21 protein-coding genes are annotated in these 21,379 nt (G+C 71.9%); 7 read left to right on the top strand and 14 right to left on the bottom strand.

The features are described 5' to 3' along the window. Positions 1-61 precede the first annotated feature (61 nt). The 3 genes from ACWDEN_RS43995 to deoC are packed head-to-tail and all read right to left on the bottom strand — an operon-like array spanning position 62 to position 3,338. A complete protein-coding gene (locus ACWDEN_RS43995; protein WP_450863608.1) occupies positions 62-949 on the bottom strand; it encodes an aldehyde dehydrogenase family protein in 888 nt (295 codons plus the stop codon). Then, positions 942-2,372: an aldehyde dehydrogenase family protein gene (locus ACWDEN_RS43990; protein ID WP_450863607.1), complete on the bottom strand. Its 1,431-nt coding sequence runs from the start codon at positions 2,370-2,372 to the stop codon at positions 942-944. Before ACWDEN_RS43990 ends, ACWDEN_RS43995 begins: the two co-directional genes overlap by 8 nt. 6 nt (positions 2,373-2,378) lie before the next feature. Further along, the gene (deoC, locus tag ACWDEN_RS43985) at positions 2,379-3,338 is read right to left on the bottom strand and encodes a deoxyribose-phosphate aldolase (protein ID WP_450863613.1); all 960 of its coding nucleotides are present in this window, start codon (positions 3,336-3,338) and stop codon (positions 2,379-2,381) included. Between the two features lie 135 nt (positions 3,339-3,473). Here deoC and ACWDEN_RS43980 point away from each other — a divergent pair, with 135 nt between their 5' ends. Then, on the top strand, positions 3,474-4,139 hold the full coding sequence (locus ACWDEN_RS43980) for a PH domain-containing protein (protein ID WP_450863606.1): 666 nt from the start codon (positions 3,474-3,476) through the stop codon (positions 4,137-4,139). Positions 4,140-4,217: 78 nt separating this feature from the next. On the opposite strand, the gene ACWDEN_RS43975 is transcribed toward ACWDEN_RS43980, so the two are convergent. The 5 genes from ACWDEN_RS43975 to ACWDEN_RS43955 form a co-directional block, all read right to left on the bottom strand. After that, the gene (locus ACWDEN_RS43975) at positions 4,218-4,697 is read right to left on the bottom strand and encodes a hypothetical protein (protein ID WP_351606070.1); all 480 of its coding nucleotides are present in this window, start codon (positions 4,695-4,697) and stop codon (positions 4,218-4,220) included. A 375-nt stretch (positions 4,698-5,072) separates the two neighbouring features. After that, positions 5,073-5,612: a hypothetical protein gene (locus tag ACWDEN_RS43970; protein ID WP_450863604.1), complete on the bottom strand. Its 540-nt coding sequence runs from the start codon at positions 5,610-5,612 to the stop codon at positions 5,073-5,075. Between the two features lie 465 nt (positions 5,613-6,077). Then, positions 6,078-7,709 (bottom strand): phospho-sugar mutase, encoded by a 1,632-nt coding sequence (locus ACWDEN_RS43965; protein WP_450863602.1) that lies wholly within the window; start codon positions 7,707-7,709, stop codon positions 6,078-6,080. Between the two features lie 117 nt (positions 7,710-7,826). Further along, on the bottom strand, positions 7,827-8,651 hold the full coding sequence (locus ACWDEN_RS43960; protein WP_228621046.1) for a purine-nucleoside phosphorylase: 825 nt from the start codon (positions 8,649-8,651) through the stop codon (positions 7,827-7,829). Between the two features lie 119 nt (positions 8,652-8,770). Continuing rightward, complete coding sequence (locus ACWDEN_RS43955; protein WP_351606080.1) at positions 8,771-9,208, bottom strand: gamma-glutamylcyclotransferase family protein; 438 nt, start codon at positions 9,206-9,208, stop codon at positions 8,771-8,773. A gap of 95 nt (positions 9,209-9,303) precedes the next feature. On the opposite strand from ACWDEN_RS43955, the gene ACWDEN_RS43950 reads away from it, so the two are divergent. Then, on the top strand, positions 9,304-10,752 hold the full coding sequence (locus ACWDEN_RS43950; RefSeq protein WP_351606083.1) for an NAD(P)H-quinone dehydrogenase: 1,449 nt from the start codon (positions 9,304-9,306) through the stop codon (positions 10,750-10,752). Positions 10,753-10,918: 166 nt separating this feature from the next. Beyond that, the gene (locus ACWDEN_RS43945) at positions 10,919-11,848 is read left to right on the top strand and encodes a DeoR/GlpR family DNA-binding transcription regulator (protein ID WP_351606085.1); all 930 of its coding nucleotides are present in this window, start codon (positions 10,919-10,921) and stop codon (positions 11,846-11,848) included. A 143-nt stretch (positions 11,849-11,991) separates the two neighbouring features. On the opposite strand, the gene ACWDEN_RS43940 is transcribed toward ACWDEN_RS43945, so the two are convergent. Continuing rightward, positions 11,992-13,764: an acetyl/propionyl/methylcrotonyl-CoA carboxylase subunit alpha gene (locus ACWDEN_RS43940; protein WP_351606087.1), complete on the bottom strand. Its 1,773-nt coding sequence runs from the start codon at positions 13,762-13,764 to the stop codon at positions 11,992-11,994. Between the two features lie 364 nt (positions 13,765-14,128). Between ACWDEN_RS43940 and ACWDEN_RS43935 the strand changes: the two genes are divergently transcribed. Continuing rightward, positions 14,129-14,722 (top strand): hypothetical protein, encoded by a 594-nt coding sequence (locus ACWDEN_RS43935; protein WP_450863599.1) that lies wholly within the window; start codon positions 14,129-14,131, stop codon positions 14,720-14,722. Here ACWDEN_RS43935 and ACWDEN_RS43930 read toward each other — a convergent pair. From ACWDEN_RS43930 to ACWDEN_RS43915, 4 genes are all read right to left on the bottom strand, one after another. After that, positions 14,694-15,311 (bottom strand): Maf family protein, encoded by a 618-nt coding sequence (locus tag ACWDEN_RS43930; protein WP_351606093.1) that lies wholly within the window; start codon positions 15,309-15,311, stop codon positions 14,694-14,696. The two genes, ACWDEN_RS43935 and ACWDEN_RS43930, sit on opposite strands and share 29 nt — an antisense overlap. A 26-nt stretch (positions 15,312-15,337) precedes the next feature. Next, positions 15,338-15,466 (bottom strand): morphogenic membrane protein MmpB, encoded by a 129-nt coding sequence (gene mmpB / locus ACWDEN_RS43925; protein ID WP_351606096.1) that lies wholly within the window; start codon positions 15,464-15,466, stop codon positions 15,338-15,340. 68 nt (positions 15,467-15,534) lie between these two features. Then, a complete protein-coding gene (locus tag ACWDEN_RS43920; protein WP_351606099.1) occupies positions 15,535-15,744 on the bottom strand; it encodes an acyl-CoA carboxylase epsilon subunit in 210 nt (69 codons plus the stop codon). A 9-nt stretch (positions 15,745-15,753) separates the two neighbouring features. After that, on the bottom strand, positions 15,754-17,373 hold the full coding sequence (locus ACWDEN_RS43915; protein ID WP_351606102.1) for an acyl-CoA carboxylase subunit beta: 1,620 nt from the start codon (positions 17,371-17,373) through the stop codon (positions 15,754-15,756). A 110-nt stretch (positions 17,374-17,483) separates the two neighbouring features. Here ACWDEN_RS43915 and ACWDEN_RS43910 point away from each other — a divergent pair, with 110 nt between their 5' ends. Both ACWDEN_RS43910 and ACWDEN_RS43905 read left to right on the top strand, forming a co-directional pair. Continuing rightward, on the top strand, positions 17,484-18,344 hold the full coding sequence (locus ACWDEN_RS43910; protein ID WP_351606103.1) for a biotin--[acetyl-CoA-carboxylase] ligase: 861 nt from the start codon (positions 17,484-17,486) through the stop codon (positions 18,342-18,344). A 251-nt stretch (positions 18,345-18,595) separates the two neighbouring features. After that, complete coding sequence (locus tag ACWDEN_RS43905; protein ID WP_351606105.1) at positions 18,596-19,741, top strand: adenylate/guanylate cyclase domain-containing protein; 1,146 nt, start codon at positions 18,596-18,598, stop codon at positions 19,739-19,741. A 13-nt stretch (positions 19,742-19,754) separates the two neighbouring features. Here ACWDEN_RS43905 and ACWDEN_RS43900 read toward each other — a convergent pair whose 3' ends face one another. After that, positions 19,755-20,357: a hypothetical protein gene (locus ACWDEN_RS43900; RefSeq protein WP_450863595.1), complete on the bottom strand. Its 603-nt coding sequence runs from the start codon at positions 20,355-20,357 to the stop codon at positions 19,755-19,757. Positions 20,358-20,567: 210 nt separating this feature from the next. Between ACWDEN_RS43900 and ACWDEN_RS43895 the strand changes: the two genes are divergently transcribed. Then, the gene (locus tag ACWDEN_RS43895; protein ID WP_351606109.1) at positions 20,568-21,362 is read left to right on the top strand and encodes an enoyl-CoA hydratase/isomerase family protein; all 795 of its coding nucleotides are present in this window, start codon (positions 20,568-20,570) and stop codon (positions 21,360-21,362) included. The last annotated feature ends 17 nt before the right edge of the window (positions 21,363-21,379 follow it).

Below are 21,379 nucleotides of genomic sequence, written 5' to 3'. Positions count from 1 at the left end.
CGCCCCCCCGCCCGTGCGGGGGGGGCCGGCGCGGCTCTCGGCTGTCGTGGCCGTCGGGCCGTCAGTAAGACGAGCCGGACGCGCCCAGTGACCCCGTCGGATGCCACACGGTCTTCGTCTCCAGGAACGCCGTCATCCGGTCGATGCCCGGCGTCCCGGAGTAATCCACAGCCTGTGGACGAAGAACCCGCTTCAGATTGTCGGCCGCCGCGATCTCCAGCTCCTTCGCCAACTCCTCGTCCGCACCCGCGAGGTCGATCGCGTTGACGTCCTGGTGCGCGGCCAGCGGCGCCGCGAGCTCCGCCGTACGGCCGGAGAGGATGTTCACCACACCGCCCGGCACGTCGGAGGTGGCCAGCACCTCGGCCAGGGACAGGGCCGGAAGGGGGGACTTCTCGCTCGCGACCACGACCGCCGTGTTGCCGGTGGCGATCACGGGCGCGAGCACCGAGACCAGGCCCAGGAACGACGACTCCTGCGGGGCCAGTACGGCGACCACACCCGTCGGCTCGGGGGAGGAGAGGTTGAAGAACGGGCCCGCGACCGGGTTCGCGCCGCCGATCACCTGGGCGATCTTGTCGGTCCAGCCGGCGTACCAGACCCAGCGGTCGACGGTCGCGTCCACGACGGCGGCCGCCTTCGACTTCGACAGGCCCTCGGCGTCGGCCACTTCCCGGACGAACTGGTCCCTGCGGCCCTCCAGCATCTCCGCGACGCGGTAGAGGACCTGGCCGCGGTTGTAGGCCGTCGCGCCGGACCAGCCGCCGAACGCCTTGCGCGCGGCGACCACCGCGTCCCGGGCGTCCTTGCGGGAGGACTGGGGAGCGTTGGCCAGCCAGTTGCCCTTCGAGTCGGTCACCTCGTACACCCGGCCGCTCTCGGAACGCGGGAACTTCCCGCCGACGTACAGCTTGTAGGTCTTGAACACCGACAGTCGTGCATCAGACATCGAGGTACGCCTCCAGGCCGTGGCGGCCGCCCTCGCGGCCGAAGCCCGACTCCTTGTAACCGCCGAACGGCGAGGTCGGGTCGAACTTGTTGAACGTGTTGGACCAGATCACGCCCGCGCGGAGCTTGCCCGCGACCGCCAGGATGCGCGAGCCCTTCTCGGTCCAGATGCCCGCCGACAGGCCGTACTGCGTGTTGTTCGCCTTGGCGACCGCCTCGTCCGGGGTGCGGAAGGTCAGGACCGACAGCACCGGGCCGAAGATCTCGTCGCGGGCGACGGTGTGCGCCTGGGTGACGTTCGTGAACAGCGTCGGGGCGAACCAGTAGCCGGAGGAGGGCAGTTCGCAGGCCGGGGACCAGCGCTCGGCGCCCTCCGCCTCGCCCTGCTCCGTCAGCGCGGTGATCCGGGCCAGCTGCTCGGCGGAGTTGATCGCGCCGATGTCGGTGTTCTTGTCCAGCGGGTCGCCGAGGCGGAGCGTGGACAGGCGGCGCTTCAGGGAGTCCAGCAGCTCGTCCTGGACCGACTCCTGGACCAGCAGGCGCGAGCCCGCGCAGCAGACCTGGCCCTGGTTGAAGAAGATGCCGGTGACGATGCCCTCGACGGCCTGGTCGATCGGGGCGTCGTCGAAGACGATGTTGGCGCCCTTGCCGCCCAGTTCGAGGGTGAGCTTCTTCCGCGTGCCCGCGACCGTGCGGGCGATCTCCTTGCCCACGGCCGTGGAGCCGGTGAAGGCGACCTTGTTCACGTCCGGGTGCGCGACGAGCGCGGCGCCCGCGTCGCCGTAGCCCGGGAGGATGTTGACGACACCCTTGGGCAGGCCGGCCTGGCGGCAGATGTCCGCGAAGAACAGGGCGGAGAGGGGAGTCGTCTCGGCGGGCTTCAGGACGACCGTGTTGCCGGTCGCCAGCGCCGGGGCGATCTTCCATGCCAGCATCAGCAGCGGGAAGTTCCAGGGGATGACCTGGCCGGCCACGCCCAGCGGCCGCGGGTCCGCACCGAACCCGGCGTGGTCGAGCTTGTCCGCCCAGCCCGCGTAGTAGAAGAAGTGGGCCGCCACCAGGGGGAGGTCGGCGTCCCTCGTCTCCTTGATCGGCTTGCCGTTGTCCAGCGTCTCCAGGACGGCCAGCTCGCGGCTGCGCTCCTGGATGATCCGGGCGATGCGGAAGAGGTACTTGGCGCGCTCGGAGCCCGGCAGCGCCGACCACTTCTCGAAGGCCTTGCGGGCGGCCCTGACAGCGCGGTCGACGTCCTCGGCGCCGGCCTGGGCCACCTCGGAGAGGACCTCTTCGGTCGACGGGCTGACGGTCTTGAAGACCTTGCCGTCGGCCGCGTCCGTGAACTCGCCGTCGATGAACAGGCCGTAGGAGGGGGCGATGTCGACGACCGAGCGGGACTCGGGCGCCGGTGCGTACTCGAAAACCATGATCGATCAGTCCACCGTCACGTAGTCGGGGCCGGAGTAGCGGCCGGTGGCCAGCTTCTGACGCTGCATCAGCAGATCGTTCAGCAGCGAGGAGGCGCCGAAGCGGAACCAGTGGTTGTCCAGCCAGTCCTCGCCCGCGGTCTCGTTGACCAGGACCAGGAACTTGACGGCGTCCTTGGAGGTGCGGATGCCGCCGGCGGGCTTCACGCCGACCTGGACGCCGGTCTGGGCGCGGAAGTCCCGTACGGCCTCCAGCATGAGGAGGGTGTTGGCGGGGGTCGCGTTCACCGCCACCTTGCCGGTCGAGGTCTTGATGAAGTCGGCGCCGGCCAGCATGCCGAGCCAGGAGGCGCGGCGGATGTTGTCGTACGTCGACAGCTCGCCGGTCTCGAAGATGACCTTCAGCCGGGCGGCCTGGCCGCAGGCCTCCTTCACGGCGACGATCTCGTCGTACACCTTCAGGTACCTGCCGGCGAGGAACGCGCCCCGGTCGATGACCATGTCGATCTCGTCCGCGCCCGCGGCGAGGGCGTCACGCACGTCGGCCAGCTTCACGTCGAGGGCGGCACGGCCGGCCGGAAAGGCGGTGGCGACCGAGGCGACCTTCACGCCGGAACCGGCGACGGCCTCCTTGGCGACGGCCACCATGTCGGGGTAGACGCAGACCGCGGCCGTCGTCGGGGCCGTACGGTCCGTGGGGTCGGGGTGGACCGCCTTGGCGCCGAGCGCCCGGACCTTGCCCGGGGTGTCCGCGCCTTCCAGCGTCGTCAGGTCGACCATCGAGATGGCGAGGTCGATGGCGTACGCCTTCGCGGTGGTCTTGATGGAACGGGTGCCGAGAGACGCGGCGCGCGCCTCCAGGCCGACCGCGTCGACGCCGGGCAGCCCGTGCAGGAAGCGGCGCAGCGTGCTGTCGGACGCGGTGACATCCGAGAGTGCGTGAGCTGTGGGTGCGGTAGTGGGCATGGTCACCAGACGAGCATATCTACGCGCGTAGCAGCTGTACAGCCCCGATGCTCGTCTCCCGTCCCGGGATCACGGATGAGCGCCGGTTCCGGGGCGCGTGGCGGCACCGCCGCCGGTGTCATGCAGACTGGGCGCATGACCACCCCCGACCACCAGTCACCCGCGCCACAGCCCCCGGTCCCGACCGTCGGGGACCGGATCTACCGCTCGCCCATGGGGCTCGTGGGCGGCGTGCTGCTGCTCGTCGTCGTCGGCTGGCTCGGCTCCGACGCACTGTTCCACGGCCACGGCCGCGCGCCGTGGCTGGCGCTCGCCGCGATGATCCTGATCGTGCCGCTGGTGATCGCCTTCACGCTCCGCCCGGCGGTCTTCGCGGGCGAGGACCGGCTGCGGGTGCGCAACCCCTTCCGGGTGATCGTCCTGCCCTGGGGCGAGGTGGCCGCGCTGCGCTCCGGCTACTCCAACGAGGTCGTCGCGAAGTCCGGCGGCACGTACCAGCTGTGGTCGGTTCCCGTGTCGCTGCGGGCCCGCAAGAAGGCGCAGATGCACAAGTCGCGGGCGGCGGCGGAGGCGGCGCGCGGCGGGGAGCAGACGCGCCGCGGCTTCGGTGGCGCGGGCACTCGGACCGGACCGACCCGCGCGGAGACCGACCAGGTCATGGACACTCTGCGGGAGCTGCTGGACCGGCGCGGCGCGGCGGAGTCGGCGCAGGGGGAGGTCACCGTGCGCTGGGCGTACGAGGTGATCGCGCCCACGCTGGCGGGCGCGGTGTTGCTGCTGATCCTGCTGGTCACGGGGTGAGGTTCGCCGGGCGCCCGGTGCGGCCGCCCGGTGGGACACGGTCCGCTGGTCGCGGGTGCGGGCGGGGGCGGCCGCCGGTCACAGCGAGCGGCAGCGCGGGCTGTGGATGGTGCGTGAGCCTCCGCCGCCGTACGTCCTGGACGGATGGAACCTGCTGCTGAAGTCCATGGGGATGTCCAGCGCGAAGAAGTTCTTTCCGTCCCCCGTCCGCGCGCGCAGGCGGATCCGGTGCTCGGCCACCGGCACCGCCTCGGGCAGCCGCAGGATCCACGTCTGCTTCCACCGCCCGGCGGGGGGCCTGGGGTCACCCGGCAGGCGCGCGCCCAGGTGCGCCAGCAGCTCGGGCAGCCGGTACCACCTGTCCAGCATCTTCACCGGACCGAACTTCATGATCACGTTGCAGGTGACCCGGGTCAGGTCGACGGCCTCCTTGAGGTGGCCCTCCATCTCGCAGCGGACCTGGTGCCCGAGCCACGGCAGTGCGGGTGTCAGCGTGATGGTGAGGATGTCCAGGACGTACGTGTCGTCGCTGACGTCTTCCACCAGACCCACAGTCATCTCACTCACCCCGCGGTGTCTCGAATAACTGACGCCCTCGGGCCGCGCCCCGGTCATCCCCGGGAGCAGGGGCAGCGGCCCTTGGCACGCGTCTTGCGCCGCTCCCCACCCGTTCAGGGGTGGGGAGCGAGGGGACGGAAGCCGACGGCGGTCGCGTCGGGACAGGCACCGACGACGCGGCGCGCTCCGGCGGACACCACCGGACGGCCGGGCCGGTGAGCGAAAGGAAGGCCGCCCGGACATCCGGCGTACGGCGCCTCGTGTCCGGTTCCGGTGGGATGCGCACGGCACGCGGGCCGTCGGACAATGGCCGGGACTGGGGCTCCGGCCCGATTCCGGCGGGCCGGAGCCCCGTATCGTGCGGCGGGCCGCGGGCTACTTCCCGCCGTTCCCGCCGTTCCCGCCGTCGCCGTCCCAGCCGTCCCAGCCGTCCCAGCCGTCCCAGTGGTGGATGACGCGGAAGCTGGCCACCACGCCGTCCTTGATGTGGATGCCGTCGACCCGCCTGACGTGCACGCCTTCCGAGGAGCTGTGGGGTCCGACGGTGGCGATGGGGGCACCGTTGTCGCAGACCACCCCGCGGAAGACCTCGACGGTGTTGTGGCTGTCGTTGCGGATGTTCAGGCTCCGGGCGCCCAGACCGCTGACCACGGTGACGCAGTCGCCCGGCTCGGCGGAGTACGACCGCTCGTTGATCTGGATCCGGCCCCAGTCCCAGCCCCGGCGGCCGCCCTCGCGGCCCTCGTTGCCCTTGCCCGGCCCGGCTTCGACACCGAGGGGCGCCGCGGGGGCGAGGACCGGGGCCGGCTGGGATGCCGGGGTGGAGGCCGCCGAGGCGTAGGTGATGCCGGTCGCGGCCAGGGCGGCGGCGGACGCGACACCAGTGGTGACCACGGTGGAACGGGGGAGCTTCATATCGCTTCTCCTGTCTCCGGTTTCCGGGATACCGGCCCTTCAGCCGGCTCGTGAGTAAAAGTACCCAGACCAGTCATATAGGTCATATAGGAAGACAGGTTTTAGGGGCCGATCGAGGTATTTTTCGCGTGATGCGCAGCCTTTCGAGGATGCCGACGGCCCATCAAATTGCCGTAATTAAAAGAAGATTGACCGACTATTAGGCCTTTTGGCGTATTTTCTGACGCCTGCTCACCTCCGTCGTGTCGCCGCGTGTCTCACCGCGCCGCAGCGTGTCGCTGCGGCGGCATGGACGAGTCGTGCTAGAGGGGGACGCCGCACTCGATCCGGTCGGCCGCCGAGCGCGCGACCACGCCGCGAGGGGCGAAGAGCCGTTCTCTGTGAGGGAGTTGAGGAAGTCGCGGGGACGACGACATGGGGTGCCCCGGGCCGGGGCACCCCATGTCGTCAGCGGTGTCGTACGGGTCAGATGCCGGCGGCCGCCGACAGGTCCCGCTTGATCGCGGTGAGGAGTTCCGTCGCGCGGGCGCGGGCGGCCGGAAGCGCCGCGTGGTCCGCGACCGGCACGACGACCTCGAGGTAGCACTTCAGCTTCGGCTCGGTGCCGCTCGGGCGGACGATCACGCGGGCGCCGTCGAGGGTGTAGCGCAGGCCGTCCGTGGGCGGCAGCTTCTCCGTGCCCCGGGTGAGGTCCTCGGCGCGCACGACGGCCAGGCCCGCCAGCTCGGTCGGCGGCTGCTCGCGCAGGCGGCGCATCGCGTCCGCGATGAGCGAGAGGTCCTCCACCCGCACCGACAGCTGGTCGGTGGCATGCAGGCCGTGCTCCACGGCCAGGTCGTCGAGCAGGTCGAGGAGCGTACGGCCCTCCTCCTTGAGCTGTGAGGCCAGCTCGGTGACGAGGAGCGCCGCCGTGATGCCGTCCTTGTCGCGTACGCCCTCCGGGTCGACGCAGTAGCCGAGGGCCTCCTCGTAGCCGTAGCGCAGGCCGTCCACGCGGGCGATCCACTTGAAGCCGGTCAGTGTCTCCTCGTGGGGGAGGCCCGCCTTCCCGGCGATCCGGCCGAGGAGGGAGGAGGAGACGATCGACTCGGCGAAGGTGCCCCGCGCGCCGCGCCGGACCAGGTGGGCGGCGAGCAGGGCGCCGACCTCGTCGCCGCGCAGCATGCGCCAGTCGGCGCCGTCCCTGACGGCCACCGCGCAGCGGTCGGCGTCGGGGTCGTTGGCGATGACCAGGTCCGGGTCGGTGGCGCGGGCCCGGGCGAACGCCAGGTCCATCGCGCCCGGCTCCTCCGGGTTCGGGAAGGCGACCGTCGGGAAGTCCGGGTCGGGCTCGGCCTGTTCGGCGACCAGCACCGGCTCCGGGAAGCCGGCCCGGGCGAAGGCGGCCAGCAGGACGTCCTTGCCGACGCCGTGCATCGCCGTGTAGACCGTGCGGGCGGTGCGGGGGGAGCCTTCGGCCAGTACGGCGTCCGTACGGGCCAGATAGGCGTCCAGGACCGCGTCGTCCAGGGTCTCCCAGCCGGCGTCCGGGCGGGGCACGTCGTGCAGGGAGACGATCGCGTCGATCTCGGCGGCGATCCCCGCGTCGGCGGGCGGCACGATCTGGGAGCCGTCGCCGAGGTAGACCTTGTAGCCGTTGTCCCGGGGCGGGTTGTGGCTGGCGGTGACCTCGACACCCGCGACCGCGCCGAGATGCCGTATGGCGTACGCCAGGACCGGGGTGGGCAGCGGGCGGGGGAGTACGGCGGCGCGCAGGCCGGCGCCGGTCATCACGGCGGCGGTGTCGCGCGCGAAGTCGGCGGACTTGTGGCGGGCGTCGTAGCCGATGACGACGAGTCCACCGGTGTGGCCGTCCTTCCTGAGGTACGCGGCGAGGCCGGCGGCTGCCCTGATGACGACGCTTCGGTTCATGCGCATGGGGCCTGCGCCGAGTTCGCCCCGCAGGCCGGCGGTGCCGAACTGGAGCGTGCCGCTGAAGCGGGCGGACAGCTCCGCTGTGTCACCGGCGTCGATCAGCTTGGCCAGTTCTTCGCGAGTCTCCGTGTCCGGGTCCTCGGCGAGCCAGGCCTCGGCCCTGCTGATGAGATCGTCGTGCACCTTGGGATCAACCTCTCCGTGTTTGCCTGGTCCACTGGGGGCTCCGCCCCCAGACCCCCGTGTGCCCACCCACCCGGAACGGTCGGCCGGAAAGCGGGCGGATGGGCTCGGCGGCGTTTACAGCTTGCCCAGCAGGCGGCCCAGCAGTTCGCCCATGCGTGCCGCCGAGTCGCGGCCCGCCTGGAGGACCTCCTCGTGGTTGAGGGGCTCGCCGGTCATGCCGGCCGCCAGGTTGGTGACCAGGGAGATGCCCAGCACCTCGGCGCCCGCCTCGCGTGCGGCGATGGCCTCCAGGACCGTGGACATGCCGACCAGGTCCGCGCCGATGACGCGGGCCATGCGGATCTCGGCCGGGGTCTCGTAGTGCGGGCCGGGGAACTGCGCGTAGACGCCCTCCTCCAGGGAGGGGTCGATCTCCTTGCACAGGGCGCGCAGGCGGGGGGAGTACAGGTCGGTCAGGTCGACGAAGTTGGCGCCGACGATCGGGGAGGTCGCCGTCAGGTTGATGTGATCGCTGATCAGGACCGGCTGGCCGGGGCGCATGCCCTCGCGCAGACCGCCGCAGCCGTTGGTGAGGACCACCGTCTTGCAGCCGGCGGCGACGGCGGTGCGGACGCCGTGGGCCACGGCGGCGACGCCACGGCCCTCGTAGTAGTGGGTGCGGCCCAGGAAGACCAGGGCGCGCTTGTCACCGATGGAGTACGAGCGGATCTTGCCGCCGTGCCCCTCGACGGCCGGCGGGGGGAAGCCGGGCAGCTCGGTGACCTGGAACTCGGCGTCGGGTGCGCCCAGGGCGTCGACGGCCGGAGCCCAGCCGGAGCCCATCACGAGGGCGACGTCGTGGGTCTCGGCGCCGGTCAGTTCGCGCAGGCGCGCGGCGGCGGCGTCGGCGGCGGCGTACGGGTCGCCCTGGATGTCGTCCGGAAGAAGAGATGCGTTCACGTGGACGAGAGTAGCCGCTCTTCGCCTACGCGCGTAGATGACAGACGTCACGGGATGGCGATCGTTGTCTTGTCGTTTCCGACGAGACCCGCGTCAGGGGGACGCCGGGGCCGGCAGGGTCAGCAGGGACGTTTGCGGAGTTCCATCACATAGTCGTGGGGCGCCCCGGCGGACTCCGCCGCGTCGGCGATCTCGCCCAGGTAGCGGGCGGAGGGCAGGCCGCCCTCGTAGGCGTTGAGCACGTACGTCCACGCCGCCTCCTCGCCGTCCAGGGTGTGCACGCGCACCCGTACCCGGCGGTAGACGTCGTCGCCGACGCCCTCCCACCGGTCGAGGGACTCCTCGTCCAGGGGTGCGATGTCGTACAGCCCGACGAAGACCTGCGCGAGCGGATCCTCGACGATCGTCGCGAGCGCGCCCTCCCAGCCCAGGTGCTCGCCTCCGAACGTCAGCCGCCAGCCGTTCAGCCAGCCCGTGGCGCGCAGCGGGGAGTGCGGGGCGCGGAAGGACATCAGGCGCGCGTCGAGGTTGCCGGCGTACGCGGCATAGAGCGACATGGACAGAGCGTACGGCAGGGAAAGTCGCGTCACTCGCGCCCCGTACGACACTCGCGTGCGCCCCCGGGCAGTAGCACCTTGAAGCGTGCGGGACAATGGGGTACGTGACTCGGATCGTGATCATCGGTGGCGGACCCGGCGGATACGAGGCGGCCCTGGTAGCCGCCCAGCTCGGTGCGGAGGTGACCGTCGTCGACTGCGACGGTCTGGGCGGAGCGTCGGTGCTGACCGACTGCGTGCCGTCGAAGACGCTCATCGCTACGGCCGAGGTGATGACCACCTTCGACTCGTCGTACGAGGAGCTCGGGATCATCGTCGCCGACGACACCCCGCCGCTGGAGCAGGCGGCTCGGGTGGTCGGCGTGGACCTGGGGAAGGTCAACCGCCGGGTGAAGCGGCTGGCCCTCGCCCAGTCCCACGACATCACCGCCTCCGTCACCCGCGCCGGCGCCCGGGTCATGCGCGGGCGCGGCCGGCTGGAGGGCATGCAGGCCCTCGACGGGTCCCGGAAGGTCGTCGTCACCGCCGCCGACGGCACCGAGGAGACCCTCACCGCCGACGCCGTCCTCATCGCCACCGGCGGTCACCCGCGCGAGCTGCCCGACGCCCAGCCCGACGGCGAGCGCATCCTGAACTGGACCCAGGTCTACGACCTCACCGAGCTGCCGGAAGAGCTGATCGTTGTCGGCTCCGGCGTGACCGGTGCCGAGTTCGCCGGTGCCTATCAGGCGCTGGGGTCCAAGGTCACCCTCGTCTCCTCCCGGGACCGCGTGCTGCCGGGTGAGGACCCCGACGCCGCCGCCGTGCTGGAGGACGTCTTCCGGCGCCGCGGCATGAACGTCATGGCCCGCTCCCGTGCCGCCTCCGCCAAGCGGGTCGGGGACCGGGTGGAGGTCACGCTGGCCGACGGCCGGGTCATCAGCGGCACCCACTGCCTCATGGCCGTCGGCGCCATCCCGAACAGCGCCGGGCTCGGCCTGGAGGGGGCCGGCGTGAAGCTGCGCGACTCGGGTCACATCTGGACCGACAAGGTGTCCAGGACGACCGCTCCCGGCGTGTACGCGGCCGGTGACGTGACCGGAGTCTTCGCGCTCGCCTCCGTCGCCGCCATGCAGGGACGTATCGCCATGTACCACTTCCTCGGCGACGCGGTGGCCCCGCTGAACCTGAAGACGGTCTCGTCGAACGTCTTCACCGACCCCGAGATCGCGACCGTCGGCTACACGCAGGCGGACGTGGACGCGGGCAAGATCGACGCCCGGGTGGTGAAGCTGCCGTTGCTGCGCAACCCGCGCGCGAAGATGCAGGGCATCCGGGACGGCTTCGTGAAGATCTTCTGCCGTCCGGGTACGGGCATCGTGGTCGGCGGTGTGGTCGTGGCGCCCCGCGCCTCGGAACTGATCCACCCCATCTCGATCGCCGTCGACAACAATCTGACGGTCGAACAGATCGCGAACGCGTTCACGGTGTACCCCTCCCTTTCGGGGTCGATCGCGGAGGTGGCCCGCCAGCTCCACACCCGCAAGGCCGGCGTGGAGGCCTGACGGCCGGTTTCGACTTCCCGCTGGTCACGGGGAGTTGCCGCGTTTGCGTACGGCATAGTCGGGGCGGATAGGTCCTATACCACTTCCCGCCCTGCCATGCGAACAACTTCTGTTATTCGGCGCAAACTGCTGAAACCAGACGGTCGCTGGGGTTACTGTCAGTTTCGTGTTCGCTGCTGAACGTCGCCAATTGATCCTCGAAATGGTGCGAGCGAACGGTGCCGTGTCGCTCCGTGAGCTCGCCCGCGTCGTCCAGACCTCCGAAGTGACCGTACGGCGGGACGTGCGGGCACTGGAGGCAGAAGGACTCCTCGACCGCCGGCACGGCGGTGCGGTACTGCCGGGCGGGTTCACGCGGGAGTCCGGCTTTCCGCAGAAGTCCCATCTCGCGACCGCCGAGAAGACGGCCATCGCCGACCTCGCGGCGGGCCTCGTCGAAGAAGGCGAGGCCATCGTGGTCGGTGCCGGTACGACCACGCAGGAGCTGGCCCGCCGGCTCGCGCGGGTGCCGGGGCTGACCGTCGTCACCAACTCGTTGTTGGTCGCCCAGGCGTTGGCCCATGCCAACCGGGTGGAGGTCGTGATGACCGGCGGCACCCTGCGCGGCTCCAACTACGCCCTCGTCGGCTCCGGCGCGGAGCAGTCCCTGCAGGGGCTGAGAGTGTCCAAGGCCTTCCTCTCCGGGAGCGGGCTCACCGCCGAACGCGGGCTGTCCACCTCCAACATGCTCTCGGCGTCCGTCGACCGGGCCCTCGTCCAGGCCGCCGCGGAGGTGGTGGTCCTCGCCGACCACACCAAGCTCGGCACGGACACGATGTTCCAGACCGTGCCGACCGACCTCATCACCCGCCTGGTCACCGACGAGCCTCCCGTCCACGACGACCGCGCCGCCACCGAGCTGCAGGCCCTTGCCGACCAGGGGGTGCAGATCGCCGTGGCGGGGGCGAACGGAGCCCCTCCGGGGGGTGAGCAGGCCCCGGCGCGGCGCGCTCCCCTGCCGGGGCCACGCAGGGGACATGTGGCCCTCCGCTCGGGGCCGGGGCTGGAGCCGACGGGGGTGGAGCGGGGGCGCGTCGCCGATCTGCGGCGGCGTTAGCTCTCCGGCTCGCGCCCCGCGGCGCGGCCGCCGATCGATACAGCCCCGCTCCCCTGGGGGAGTTACGGCCGGCCTTGCTGAAAACGGAACGCCCGGCAGACCGATCGAAGTCGGTCCACCGGGCGTCACGGTGAAGCGTGCCGTCAGTCCTTGATCTCACAGATCGCCGCGCCGGAGGTGACGGACGCGCCGACCTCCGCGCTCAGGCCCTTGATGGTGCCCGCCTTGTGGGCGTTCAGCGGCTGCTCCATCTTCATGGCCTCCAGGACGACGACCAGGTCGCCCTCCTTGACCTCCTGGCCCTCCTCGACCGCGACCTTGACGATCGTGCCCTGCATCGGGGAGGCGAGGGTGTCGCCGGAGGCGACGGGGCCGGACTTCTTGGCCGCGCGGCGCTTCGGCTTGGCGCCGGCCGCGAGGCCCGTGCGGGCCAGGGACATGCCGAGGGAGGACGGGAGGGAGACCTCCAGGCGCTTGCCGCCGACCTCGACGACGACCGTCTCGCGGCCCGTCTCCTCCTCCGCCTCGACATCGGCGGGGGCGGCGAACGGCTTGATCTCGTTGACGAACTCGGTCTCGATCCAGCGGGTGTGGACCGTGAACGGGTCGGTGGAGCCGGTGAGTTCGGGGGCGAACGCCGGGTCCTTGACCACCGCGCGGTGGAAGGGGATGGCGGTGGCCATGCCCTCGACCTGGAACTCGTCCAGGGCGCGGGCGGCGCGCTGGAGGGCTTCCTCGCGGGTACGGCCGGTGACGATCAGCTTGGCGAGCAGGGAGTCCCAGGCGGGGCCGATCACGCTGCCGGACTCCACGCCGGCGTCCAGGCGGACGCCCGGGCCGGACGGCGGGGCGAACGTGGTGACCGTGCCCGGGGCGGGCAGGAAGTTGCGGCCGGGGTCCTCGCCGTTGATGCGGAACTCGAAGGAGTGGCCGCGCAGGGCCGGGTCGTCGTAGCCGAGTTCCTCGCCGTCGGCGATACGGAACATCTCGCGTACGAGGTCGATGCCGGTGACCTCCTCGGTGACCGGGTGCTCGACCTGCAGGCGGGTGTTGACCTCCAGGAAGGAGATCGTGCCGTCCTGGCCGACCAGGAACTCGCAGGTGCCCGCGCCCTCGTAGCGGGCCTCCTTCAGGATGGCCTTGGAGGCGCGGTACAGCTCGGCGACCTGCTCCTCGGAGAGGAAGGGGGCCGGGGCCTCCTCCACCAGTTTCTGGTGGCGGCGCTGCAGGGAGCAGTCACGGGTGGAGACGACGACCACGTTGCCGTGCTTGTCCGCCAGGCACTGGGTCTCCACGTGCCGGGGGCGGTCCAGGTAGCGCTCGACGAAGCACTCGCCGCGGCCGAAGGCGGCGACCGCCTCGCGGACGGCCGAGTCGTAGAGCTCGGGGACCTCTTCGAGGGTGCGGGCGACCTTCAGGCCGCGGCCGCCGCCGCCGAAGGCGGCCTTGATCGCGATGGGCAGGCCGTGCTGCTCGGCGAAGGCCACGACCTCCTCGGCGCCGCTCACCGGGTCGGGGGTGCCGGCCACCAGGGGGGCGCCGGCGCGCTGGGCGATGTGCCGGGCGGCGACCTTGTCGCCGAGGTCGCGGATCGCCTGCGGGGGCGGGCCGATCCAGATCAGGCCGGCGTCGAGGACGGCCTGGGCGAAGTCGGCGTTCTCCGAGAGGAAGCCGTACCCCGGATGGATGGCGTCCGCGCCGGACTCGCGGGCGGCGTTCAGGACCTTTTCGATGTCCAGGTAGCTGGTGGCCGGGGTGTCACCGCCCAGGGCGAACGCCTCATCCGCGGCGCGGACATGCAGAGCGTCCCGGTCCGGGTCGGCGTAGACGGCCACGCTCGCGATCCCGGCGTCCCGGCAGGCCCGGGCCACGCGGACAGCGATTTCGCCACGGTTGGCGATGAGCACCTTGCGCACGATTGAGGCTCCCTCCTTGAAACAAGCCGAGTTTAGGGACTGCCGACACGGCACTTCGACCCATCCCCAATGGTGAGCTTGCCCACACGGAGCGTGATTCGAGGCGCGCTCGACCCGCGAAAAGCCTTGTCGCACCTCGGTACGCAGGGCTCCTCCCGGAAACCCTAGCCCCGTCATGTGGTCAAGGTCTCTGTGAGGGCGTGCTGCGGCCCACTCGGTTTCTTTGTCGAGTCCCTACGAATGGCCCAATGATTCTTTGCTGCTGCGCGAACCCTTGTCCCGGGGTTTACCCGTTAGTAGCGTTCACGACGACTCGAACGTACCTGGAGTAACAGCAGCGTGGCTTGAGAGTGGGTGGGGACCGGTGGTGCGCAGACCGGTGGCATGGGTCGTGGCGGTCGTTCTTCTGGCGGAGGCGTTCTTCATCGCGGCGCTGAACTGGTTCCTCGGCGTGGTCGTCGACCGGCAGAAGATGTCCCTGGCCGGCCTCGATCCGAACGTGATGTCGATGTCCTCGAAGATCGGCGGGCTCGTCTTCGGCCTCTACTTCGCGCTGTGCGCGCTGGTGGCCCTCCTGGTCGCGATACGCAACCGCGCCCCCGCGGGCTTCGGCCGCGTCCTGCTGATCAGCGCTGCGGTCGTGCACGGCCTGCTGGGCGCCTTCGCCTGGGGCCTGGTCGGCTGGACGGCGTTCCTGTTCATGGTGGTGGTGCTCGGCCTCGTCGTCCTGCTGCTGATGACGTACGACCGTGACGGCGGCCCGCAGTCGGCCGCCCCCGGCGACGGGGCGGGGGCGGGAGGGGGCCCGGAGGCCGCCGCAGAGCCGGCCGAGGTCCCGGCCGGCTCGGCCGCACCCGCCCCCCGTACGGACGAGCCGCAGGACGGGGACGGCGGGGACGACGAGCCGCAGGACGCCGTGCCCGCCCAGGTCACTCGGCCGGTGACCACAACTCCGTGATGCCGACGCCCAGTTCGGCCAGCAGCTTGCGCACCAGGGGCAGGCTGATGCCGATCACGTTGCCGTGGTCGCCCTCGATGCCCTCGATGAACGGCGCCGAACGGCCGTCCAGGGTGAAGGCCCCGGCGACGTAGAGGGGTTCGCCGGAGGCCACGTACGCCGCGATCTCCTCGTCGGTCGGTTCGCCGAAGCAGACCACGGTGGAGGCGATGCCGGAGACGTACCGCTTGGCGCTCGTGTCCCAGACGCAGTGGCCCGTCTGGAGGGTCCCGGCGCGCCCGCGCATCGCCTTCCAGCGGGCGGTCGCCTCCTCGGCGTCGGCGGGCTTGCCGAGGGCGTGCCCGTCCAGCTCCAGCACCGAGTCGCAGCCGATCACCAGGGCGCCCTGCGCCTCCGGCTTCGCCGCCACCACCGAGGCCTTCGCCTCGGCCAGGGCGAGCGCCAGCTCCGCCGGGGTGGGGGCGGTGAGGGCGTCTTCGTCGACGCCGCTCACGATCACCTCGGGCTCGAGGCCGGCCTGCCTCAGGAGGCCCAGGCGGGCGGGGGACCGGGAGGCGAGGATCAGGCGTCGGCGTGGCTTGGCAGTCATGCGGTCAGACTAGCCCCGTCGCCGCGCTAGCTCAGGCCGACCACGACCATGGTCAGGATCATGGCCAGGGCCATGAGAAAGCCGAGCCGCCGGAGCATGTCATGCGCGTCGCGCATGTCCTCCGGCGGCTCGTCCTCGGGGTCTGACCACAGCATTCGTCCAGCGTGCGGCCGGGCGGAGGCCGGGCGCCTGAGTACTGCTACTCAAGTTGGAGCGTTGCGCCTCAGCTCGGCCAGTAGGTGCGGGTCCAGGACGCCGGCCCGGGCTTGGGCAGATGGGCGGCGGCGATCCTGCCCGGGTCGGACCACGCGTCCCTCGGGCCCTTCGCGCCGGGCGGTGTCGCTGCTGCCGCCGCGGCGCGGGCGCGGACCACCGCCAGGGCGGCGGCCAGCTCCTCCGGGGTCGGGTTGCCCCGTACGACTCTGATCGTCACAGCGGCTCCTTACAGGGGGATGTTGCCGTGCTTCTTCGGAGGCAGGGATTCCCGCTTCGTGCGCAGCTGACGCAGGCCGCGGACGATGTGCGCGCGGGTGTCGGACGGCATGATCACCGCGTCGATGTAGCCGCGCTCGGCCGCGATGTAGGGGTTGAGGAGGGTGTCCTCGTACTCCTGGATCAGCCGGGCCCGGGTGGCCTCGCCGTTTCCGGCGGACTCCGCCTCGGCGATGGTGCGGCGGTGCAGGATGTTGACGGCGCCCTGGGCGCCCATGACGGCGATCTGGGCGGTCGGCCAGGCCAGGTTGAGGTCCGCGCCCAGGTGCTTGGAGCCCATGACGTCGTAGGCGCCGCCGAAGGCCTTGCGGGTGATGACCGTGATGAGCGGGACGGTGGCCTCGGCGTAGGCGTAGATCAGCTTGGCGCCGCGCCGGATGATGCCGGTGTGCTCCTGGTCGACGCCCGGCAGGAAGCCGGGGACGTCCACGAAGGTCAGCACCGGGATGTTGAAGGCGTCGCAGGTGCGCACGAACCGGGCGGCCTTCTCGGAGGCGTCGATGTCCAGGCAGCCGGCGAACTGCATCGGCTGGTTGGCGACGATGCCGACGGGGTAGCCCTCGACACGCCCGAAGCCGGTGACCATGTTCGGCGCGAACAGCGCCTGGGTCTCGAAGAACTCGCCGTCGTCCAGGACGTGTTCGACCACCGTGCGGATGTCGTACGGCTGGTTCGCGCTGTCCGGGACGACGGTGTCCAGCTCGCGGTCCTCGTCGGTGACGGTGAGGTCCGCCTCCTCCGGGAACACCGGGGCCTCGCTGAGGTTGTTGGACGGCAGGTACGACAGCAGCTGCTTGACGTACTCGATGGCGTCCTTCTCGTCGCCCGCCATGTGGTGGGCCACACCGGAGACCGCGTTGTGGGTGCGGGCGCCGCCCAGTTCCTCGAAGCCGACGTCCTCGCCGGTGACCGTCTTGATGACGTCGGGGCCGGTGATGAACATGTGCGAGGTCTGGTCGACCATGACCGTGAAGTCGGTGATGGCCGGGGAGTACACCGCGCCGCCCGCGCAGGGCCCGACGACCAGCGAGATCTGGGGAATGACTCCGCTGGCGTGGGTGTTGCGGCGGAAGATCTCGCCGTAGGCGCCCAGAGAGGCGACGCCCTCCTGGATCCGGGCGCCGCCGGAGTCGTTGATGCCGATGACCGGGCAGCCGGTCTTCAGCGCGAAGTCCATGACCTTGACGATCTTCTGGCCGTAGACCTCGCCGAGGGCGCCGCCGAAGACGGTGAAGTCCTGCGAGAAGACGGCGACGGGCCGTCCGTCGACGGTGCCGTACCCGGTGACGACACCGTCGCCGTACGGCCGGTTCCGCTCCAGGCCGAAGTTCGTGGACCGGTGCCGGGCGAACTCGTCGAGCTCGACGAAGGAGCCCTCGTCGAGCAGCAGCTCGATCCGCTCACGGGCCGTCAGCTTGCCCTTGGCGTGCTGCTTTTCGACGGCGCGTTCCGAGCCGGCGTGCGTCGCCTCGTGGATGCGGCGCTGGAGATCCGCGAGCTTGCCCGCGGTGGTGTGGATATCGATCCCTTGAGTCTCGTGGATCTCTTGACGCTCTTCCGGCTCGGACATCGGGATGCGGCTCCCTGCCTGCTCAAAAGGGGGGACGGTTACTCATCCGTAGAGTAGTGCTGGGCCTGTGGGTCGGCAGTGCGGCGTTTCCCACACCTAGGGTGACTTGCATGACGCCGCACAATGCATCAGACGACAGCCGCTGGTCCGACCTGGACCGTCCGCCCCTGAACGCCGCGGCACTGCGGCGCGCGCTGGTCGGGGAGGGGAGGCTGTACAGCGCGGTGGACGTGGTGCAGCGCACCGGCTCCACCAACTCCGACCTGGTCGCCCGGGCCGCCGCCGGGAAGGCGGACGAGGGGGCGGTGCTGGTGGCGGAGGAACAGACGGCGGGCAAGGGGCGCCTGGACCGACGGTGGACGGCGCCGGCGCGCTCGGGATTGTTCTTCTCCGTCTTCCTGCGGCCCGCCGAGGTGCCGGTGGCCCGGTGGGGCTGGCTGCCGCTGCTCACGGGCGTCGCCGTGGCGACCGGGCTGTCCCGGGCGGCGGGCGTCGACACGGCCCTGAAGTGGCCGAACGACCTGCTGGTGACCGTGGCGGGCGAGGAGCGCAAGGCCGGGGGCATCCTCGCCGAGCGGGCCGGTGAGGACGGTGTGGTCATCGGCGTCGGCATCAACGTCACGCTCCGGGCGGAGGAACTGCCGGTGCCGCAGGCGGGGTCGCTGGCGCTGGCGGGCGCGGTGAGCACGGACCGCGATCCGCTGCTGCGGGCGGTGCTGCGGGCACTGGAGGACTGGTACGGGCGGTGGCGGGACGCCGGGGGCGACCCCGCGGTGAGCGGTCTGCAGGAGACGTACGCGGCGGGCTGCGCGACGCTCGGGCGCACCGTGCGGGCCGAGCTGCCCGGGGAGCGTTCGATCGTGGGCGAGGCGGTGGCGGTCGACGGGGACGGGCGGCTGGTCATCGCCACGGGGGCGGGCGTGCAGGAGCCCGTGGGGGCGGGGGACATCGTGCACCTGCGTCCTGCGTAGGGGTACGGCGGTGGCGGTGCGACCAGCCGTGACGGAGCCGCGGTCGGCGACGGACGGGGCACCCCCGGACCTGGCCCGATGCGGGGTCTGGGGGCGCAGCCCCCGGGGTGGCCCGGCACCGGCACCGGGAAGCGCGGCCGGTGCGGGGAGGTGGACCGTCGGCCGGACCCGACGGAGTGAGCTGGCGCACACCTGCCGTAGAGTTGAGGCCGGTCGATACCTGACCGCGGCAGATCGGAAGGGCAGCAGGCGTGACCGTCGACGACACGGGCTCCGGCGCGGACGCGGACGGCCGGGTGGACCCTCTCCAGGAGCGGGGGGACGCCCACGCCGCCGAACCCGGCGAGGACCCGCTGGCCTTGCGTCTCGAACAGCTCATCCTGGGCGCCGAGCGCCGCTACACGCCGTTCCAGGCGGCCCGCAGCGCCGGTGTCTCCATGGAGCTGGCGTCCCGGTTCTGGCGGGCCATGGGCTTCGCCGACATCGGGCAGGCCAAGGCGCTCACCGAGGCCGACGTGCTCGCTCTGCGCCGGCTCGCCGGTCTCGTCGAGGCGGGGCTGCTCAGCGAGGCCATGGCGGTGCAGGTGGCCCGGTCCACCGGGCAGACCACCGCCCGTTTGGCCGAGTGGCAGATGGATTCCTTCCTGGAGGGCCTGACCGAGCCGCCCGAGCCCGGGATGACCCGCACCGAGGTGACGTACCCGATCGTCGAGCTGCTCCTGCCCGAGCTGGAGGAGTTCCTGGTCTACGTCTGGCGCCGCCAGCTCGCCGCCTCGGCCGGGCGGGTCGTGCAGTCGGCGGACGACGAGGAGATGGTCGACCGGCGGCTCGCCGTCGGCTTCGCCGACCTCGTCGGGTTCACCCGGCTGACCCGCCGGATGGAGGAGGAAGAGCTCGGCGAGCTGGTCGAGGCGTTCGAGACCACCGCCGCCGACCTGGTGGCCGCGCGCGGCGGACGGCTCATCAAGACCCTCGGCGACGAGGTGCTGTACGCGGCGGACGACTCCGGTACGGCCGCGGACATCGCGCTGCGGCTGGTGGAGACGCTGGCGAACGACGAGACGATGCCCGAGCTGCGGGTCGGCATGGCGTTCGGCACGGTCACCACGCGCATGGGTGATGTGTTCGGTACGACGGTGAACCTGGCCTCCCGGCTGACGTCGATAGCCCCCCGGGACGCCGTGCTGGTGGACAGCGCCTTCGCCGAGGAGCTGATCCGCACCGGCGAGGCGCCCGCCTCCGAGGCGGAGGCGGCCGAGGCCGCGGCGGCCGCCGAGAAGGAGGGCGAGGAGCCGCCGAAGTACCGCTTCGCGCTGCAGCCGATGTGGCAGCGCCCGGTGCGTGGGCTCGGCGTGGTCGAGCCCTGGCTGCTGGCCCGCCGCGACGGTCAGCCGTAGCACCCGTGGTCCGCTAGCGGCCGGCACCGTCGACCGCGTCCACGCACAGGCCCAGCACCGGTACGCACAGCCCGCCCGGGCCCTCCGGGTCCGTCGTGCCGTGGGTGGGCGCGGGGGTGGTCGGCGTGGGCCGGGTCGTCGTCGGGGCCGGGCGCGGGGCGGACGTCGTCGCCGGGGGCCGCGGTGTGGTGCCCGGGGTGGAGGCCGCAGAGGTCGGGAGGCCGGTCGCGGTCGGTACGGCGGTGCCCCCGGCCGGTTCCGTGGGCGCGGCCGGACCGCTGGGTGCGGCCGTGGGTGTCGGCGCGGGGCTCCTGCCGCCCATGACGGACGTCGGCGAGGGCAGGGCGGTGGGGCCGGCGAGGACCGTGGCGTCGGTGTGCGCCGCGTGGTCCGTGGCGCCGTCGCCCGCGCCGCCGCGGGGCTCGGCCTCCGCCGTGCCCGGGGCGCCGACCCCCGACTCCGACGAGACCCGGACCAGGCTGAGCACGCCCGCCGCCAGGGCGAGCCCGCCGGCGGCGAGCAGTACCTTGCGGGGGCGCGGTTTGCGGTGCCGCCCGCGCCGTACGGGCCCTTCTTCCTCAGCTTCCGTACGGGCCTGTGCACGTATCGGTGCCATGGTTCCCCTCCCCGGTTCCCCTTCCCGGCCACGCCCCGGGCGTGCCGTGGCGGACGCACGCTATGCGCTCCCGTGGGCGATGTGGGGTGAGACGGCCGGGATGTCACTCGAACGGGCGTAGCCCCCTGGGCTTTCCCGGGATCGGGTGCGGCTGCGATGATCGGGGCCGACAGTGCGTTAACCCGCGTTAACAGGCGAGCGGAGGGTGTCATGGGCGAGGAGCGGTTCGGGGAGTTCGTGCTGGTGCGGCGGCACGGTCATGTCGCGGAGCTGGTCATGGACCGGCCCAAGGCCATGAATGCCGTCTCCACGGAGATGGCCCGCTCCCTCTCCGCCGCGTGCACGGCGCTGGCCGGCGACCGGGACGCGCGTGTGGTGGTCCTGACCTCGTCCCACGAGCGGGCGTTCTGTGTCGGCGCGGACCTGAAGGAGCGCAACTCCTTCAGCGACGCGGATCTGCGGCGCCAGCGGCCGGTGACGCGCGGCGCGTACACCGGGGTGCTGGAGCTGCCGATGCCGACGATCGCGGCGGTGCACGGGTTCGCGCTGGGCGGGGGTTTCGAACTGGCCCTGTCCTGCGACCTGATCGTGGCCGACGGTACGGCGGTGGTGGGGCTGCCGGAGGTGTCCGTGGGGGTGATTCCCGGCGGCGGCGGTACGCAGCTGCTGCCGCGCCGGGTCGGGGCCGCGCGGGCGGCCGAGCTGATCTTCTCCGCACGGCGGGTGGAGGCGGCGGAGGCGGCCGAGCTGGGGCTGGTCGACCGGGTGGTGGAGGAGGGGCGCGACCGCGAGGAGGCGTTGTCCATGGCCGCCGGTATCGCCGCCAACTCGCCGGTCGGGCTGCGCGCCGCCAAGCGGGCCCTGCGGCTGGGGCACGGACTTGATCTGCGGGCGGGTCTCGAGGTCGAGGACGCCGCGTGGCGCACCGTGGCGTTCTCCGGGGACCGGGCGGAGGGTGTGGCGGCCTTCAACGAGAAGCGCAAGCCGGAGTGGCCGGGCGAGTGAAGCGCTCCGAAGGGCGC

Source organism: Streptomyces sp. NPDC001153 (assembly GCF_053598315.1).
The sequence above is the reverse complement of the archived record's forward strand: the minus strand, read 5'-3'. Positions and strand labels throughout refer to the sequence as shown.

Excerpts from the sequence above, each read along its gene's own strand:
- ACWDEN_RS43980 (WP_450863606.1), top strand. The coding sequence starts at position 3,474 with ATGACCACCCCCGACCACCAGTCACCCGCGCCACAGCCCCCGGTCCCG.
- ACWDEN_RS43970 (WP_450863604.1), bottom strand. The coding sequence starts at position 5,612 with ATGAAGCTCCCCCGTTCCACCGTGGTCACCACTGGTGTCGCGTCCGCC.
- ACWDEN_RS43900 (WP_450863595.1), bottom strand. The coding sequence starts at position 20,357 with ATGGCACCGATACGTGCACAGGCCCGTACGGAAGCTGAGGAAGAAGGG.
- ACWDEN_RS43895 (WP_351606109.1), top strand. The coding sequence starts at position 20,568 with ATGGGCGAGGAGCGGTTCGGGGAGTTCGTGCTGGTGCGGCGGCACGGT.
- ACWDEN_RS43955 (WP_351606080.1), bottom strand. The coding sequence starts at position 9,208 with ATGTCGCTCTATGCCGCGTACGCCGGCAACCTCGACGCGCGCCTGATG.
- ACWDEN_RS43950 (WP_351606083.1), top strand. The coding sequence starts at position 9,304 with ATGGGGTACGTGACTCGGATCGTGATCATCGGTGGCGGACCCGGCGGA.
- ACWDEN_RS43975 (WP_351606070.1), bottom strand. The coding sequence starts at position 4,697 with ATGACTGTGGGTCTGGTGGAAGACGTCAGCGACGACACGTACGTCCTG.
- ACWDEN_RS43930 (WP_351606093.1), bottom strand. The coding sequence starts at position 15,311 with ATGACTGCCAAGCCACGCCGACGCCTGATCCTCGCCTCCCGGTCCCCC.
- ACWDEN_RS43915 (WP_351606102.1), bottom strand. The coding sequence starts at position 17,373 with ATGTCCGAGCCGGAAGAGCGTCAAGAGATCCACGAGACTCAAGGGATC.
- ACWDEN_RS43995 (WP_450863608.1), bottom strand. The coding sequence starts at position 949 with ATGTCTGATGCACGACTGTCGGTGTTCAAGACCTACAAGCTGTACGTC.
- mmpB (WP_351606096.1), bottom strand. The coding sequence starts at position 15,466 with ATGCTGTGGTCAGACCCCGAGGACGAGCCGCCGGAGGACATGCGCGAC.
- deoC (WP_450863613.1), bottom strand. The coding sequence starts at position 3,338 with ATGCCCACTACCGCACCCACAGCTCACGCACTCTCGGATGTCACCGCG.
- ACWDEN_RS43910 (WP_351606103.1), top strand. The coding sequence starts at position 17,484 with ATGACGCCGCACAATGCATCAGACGACAGCCGCTGGTCCGACCTGGAC.
- ACWDEN_RS43990 (WP_450863607.1), bottom strand. The coding sequence starts at position 2,372 with ATGGTTTTCGAGTACGCACCGGCGCCCGAGTCCCGCTCGGTCGTCGAC.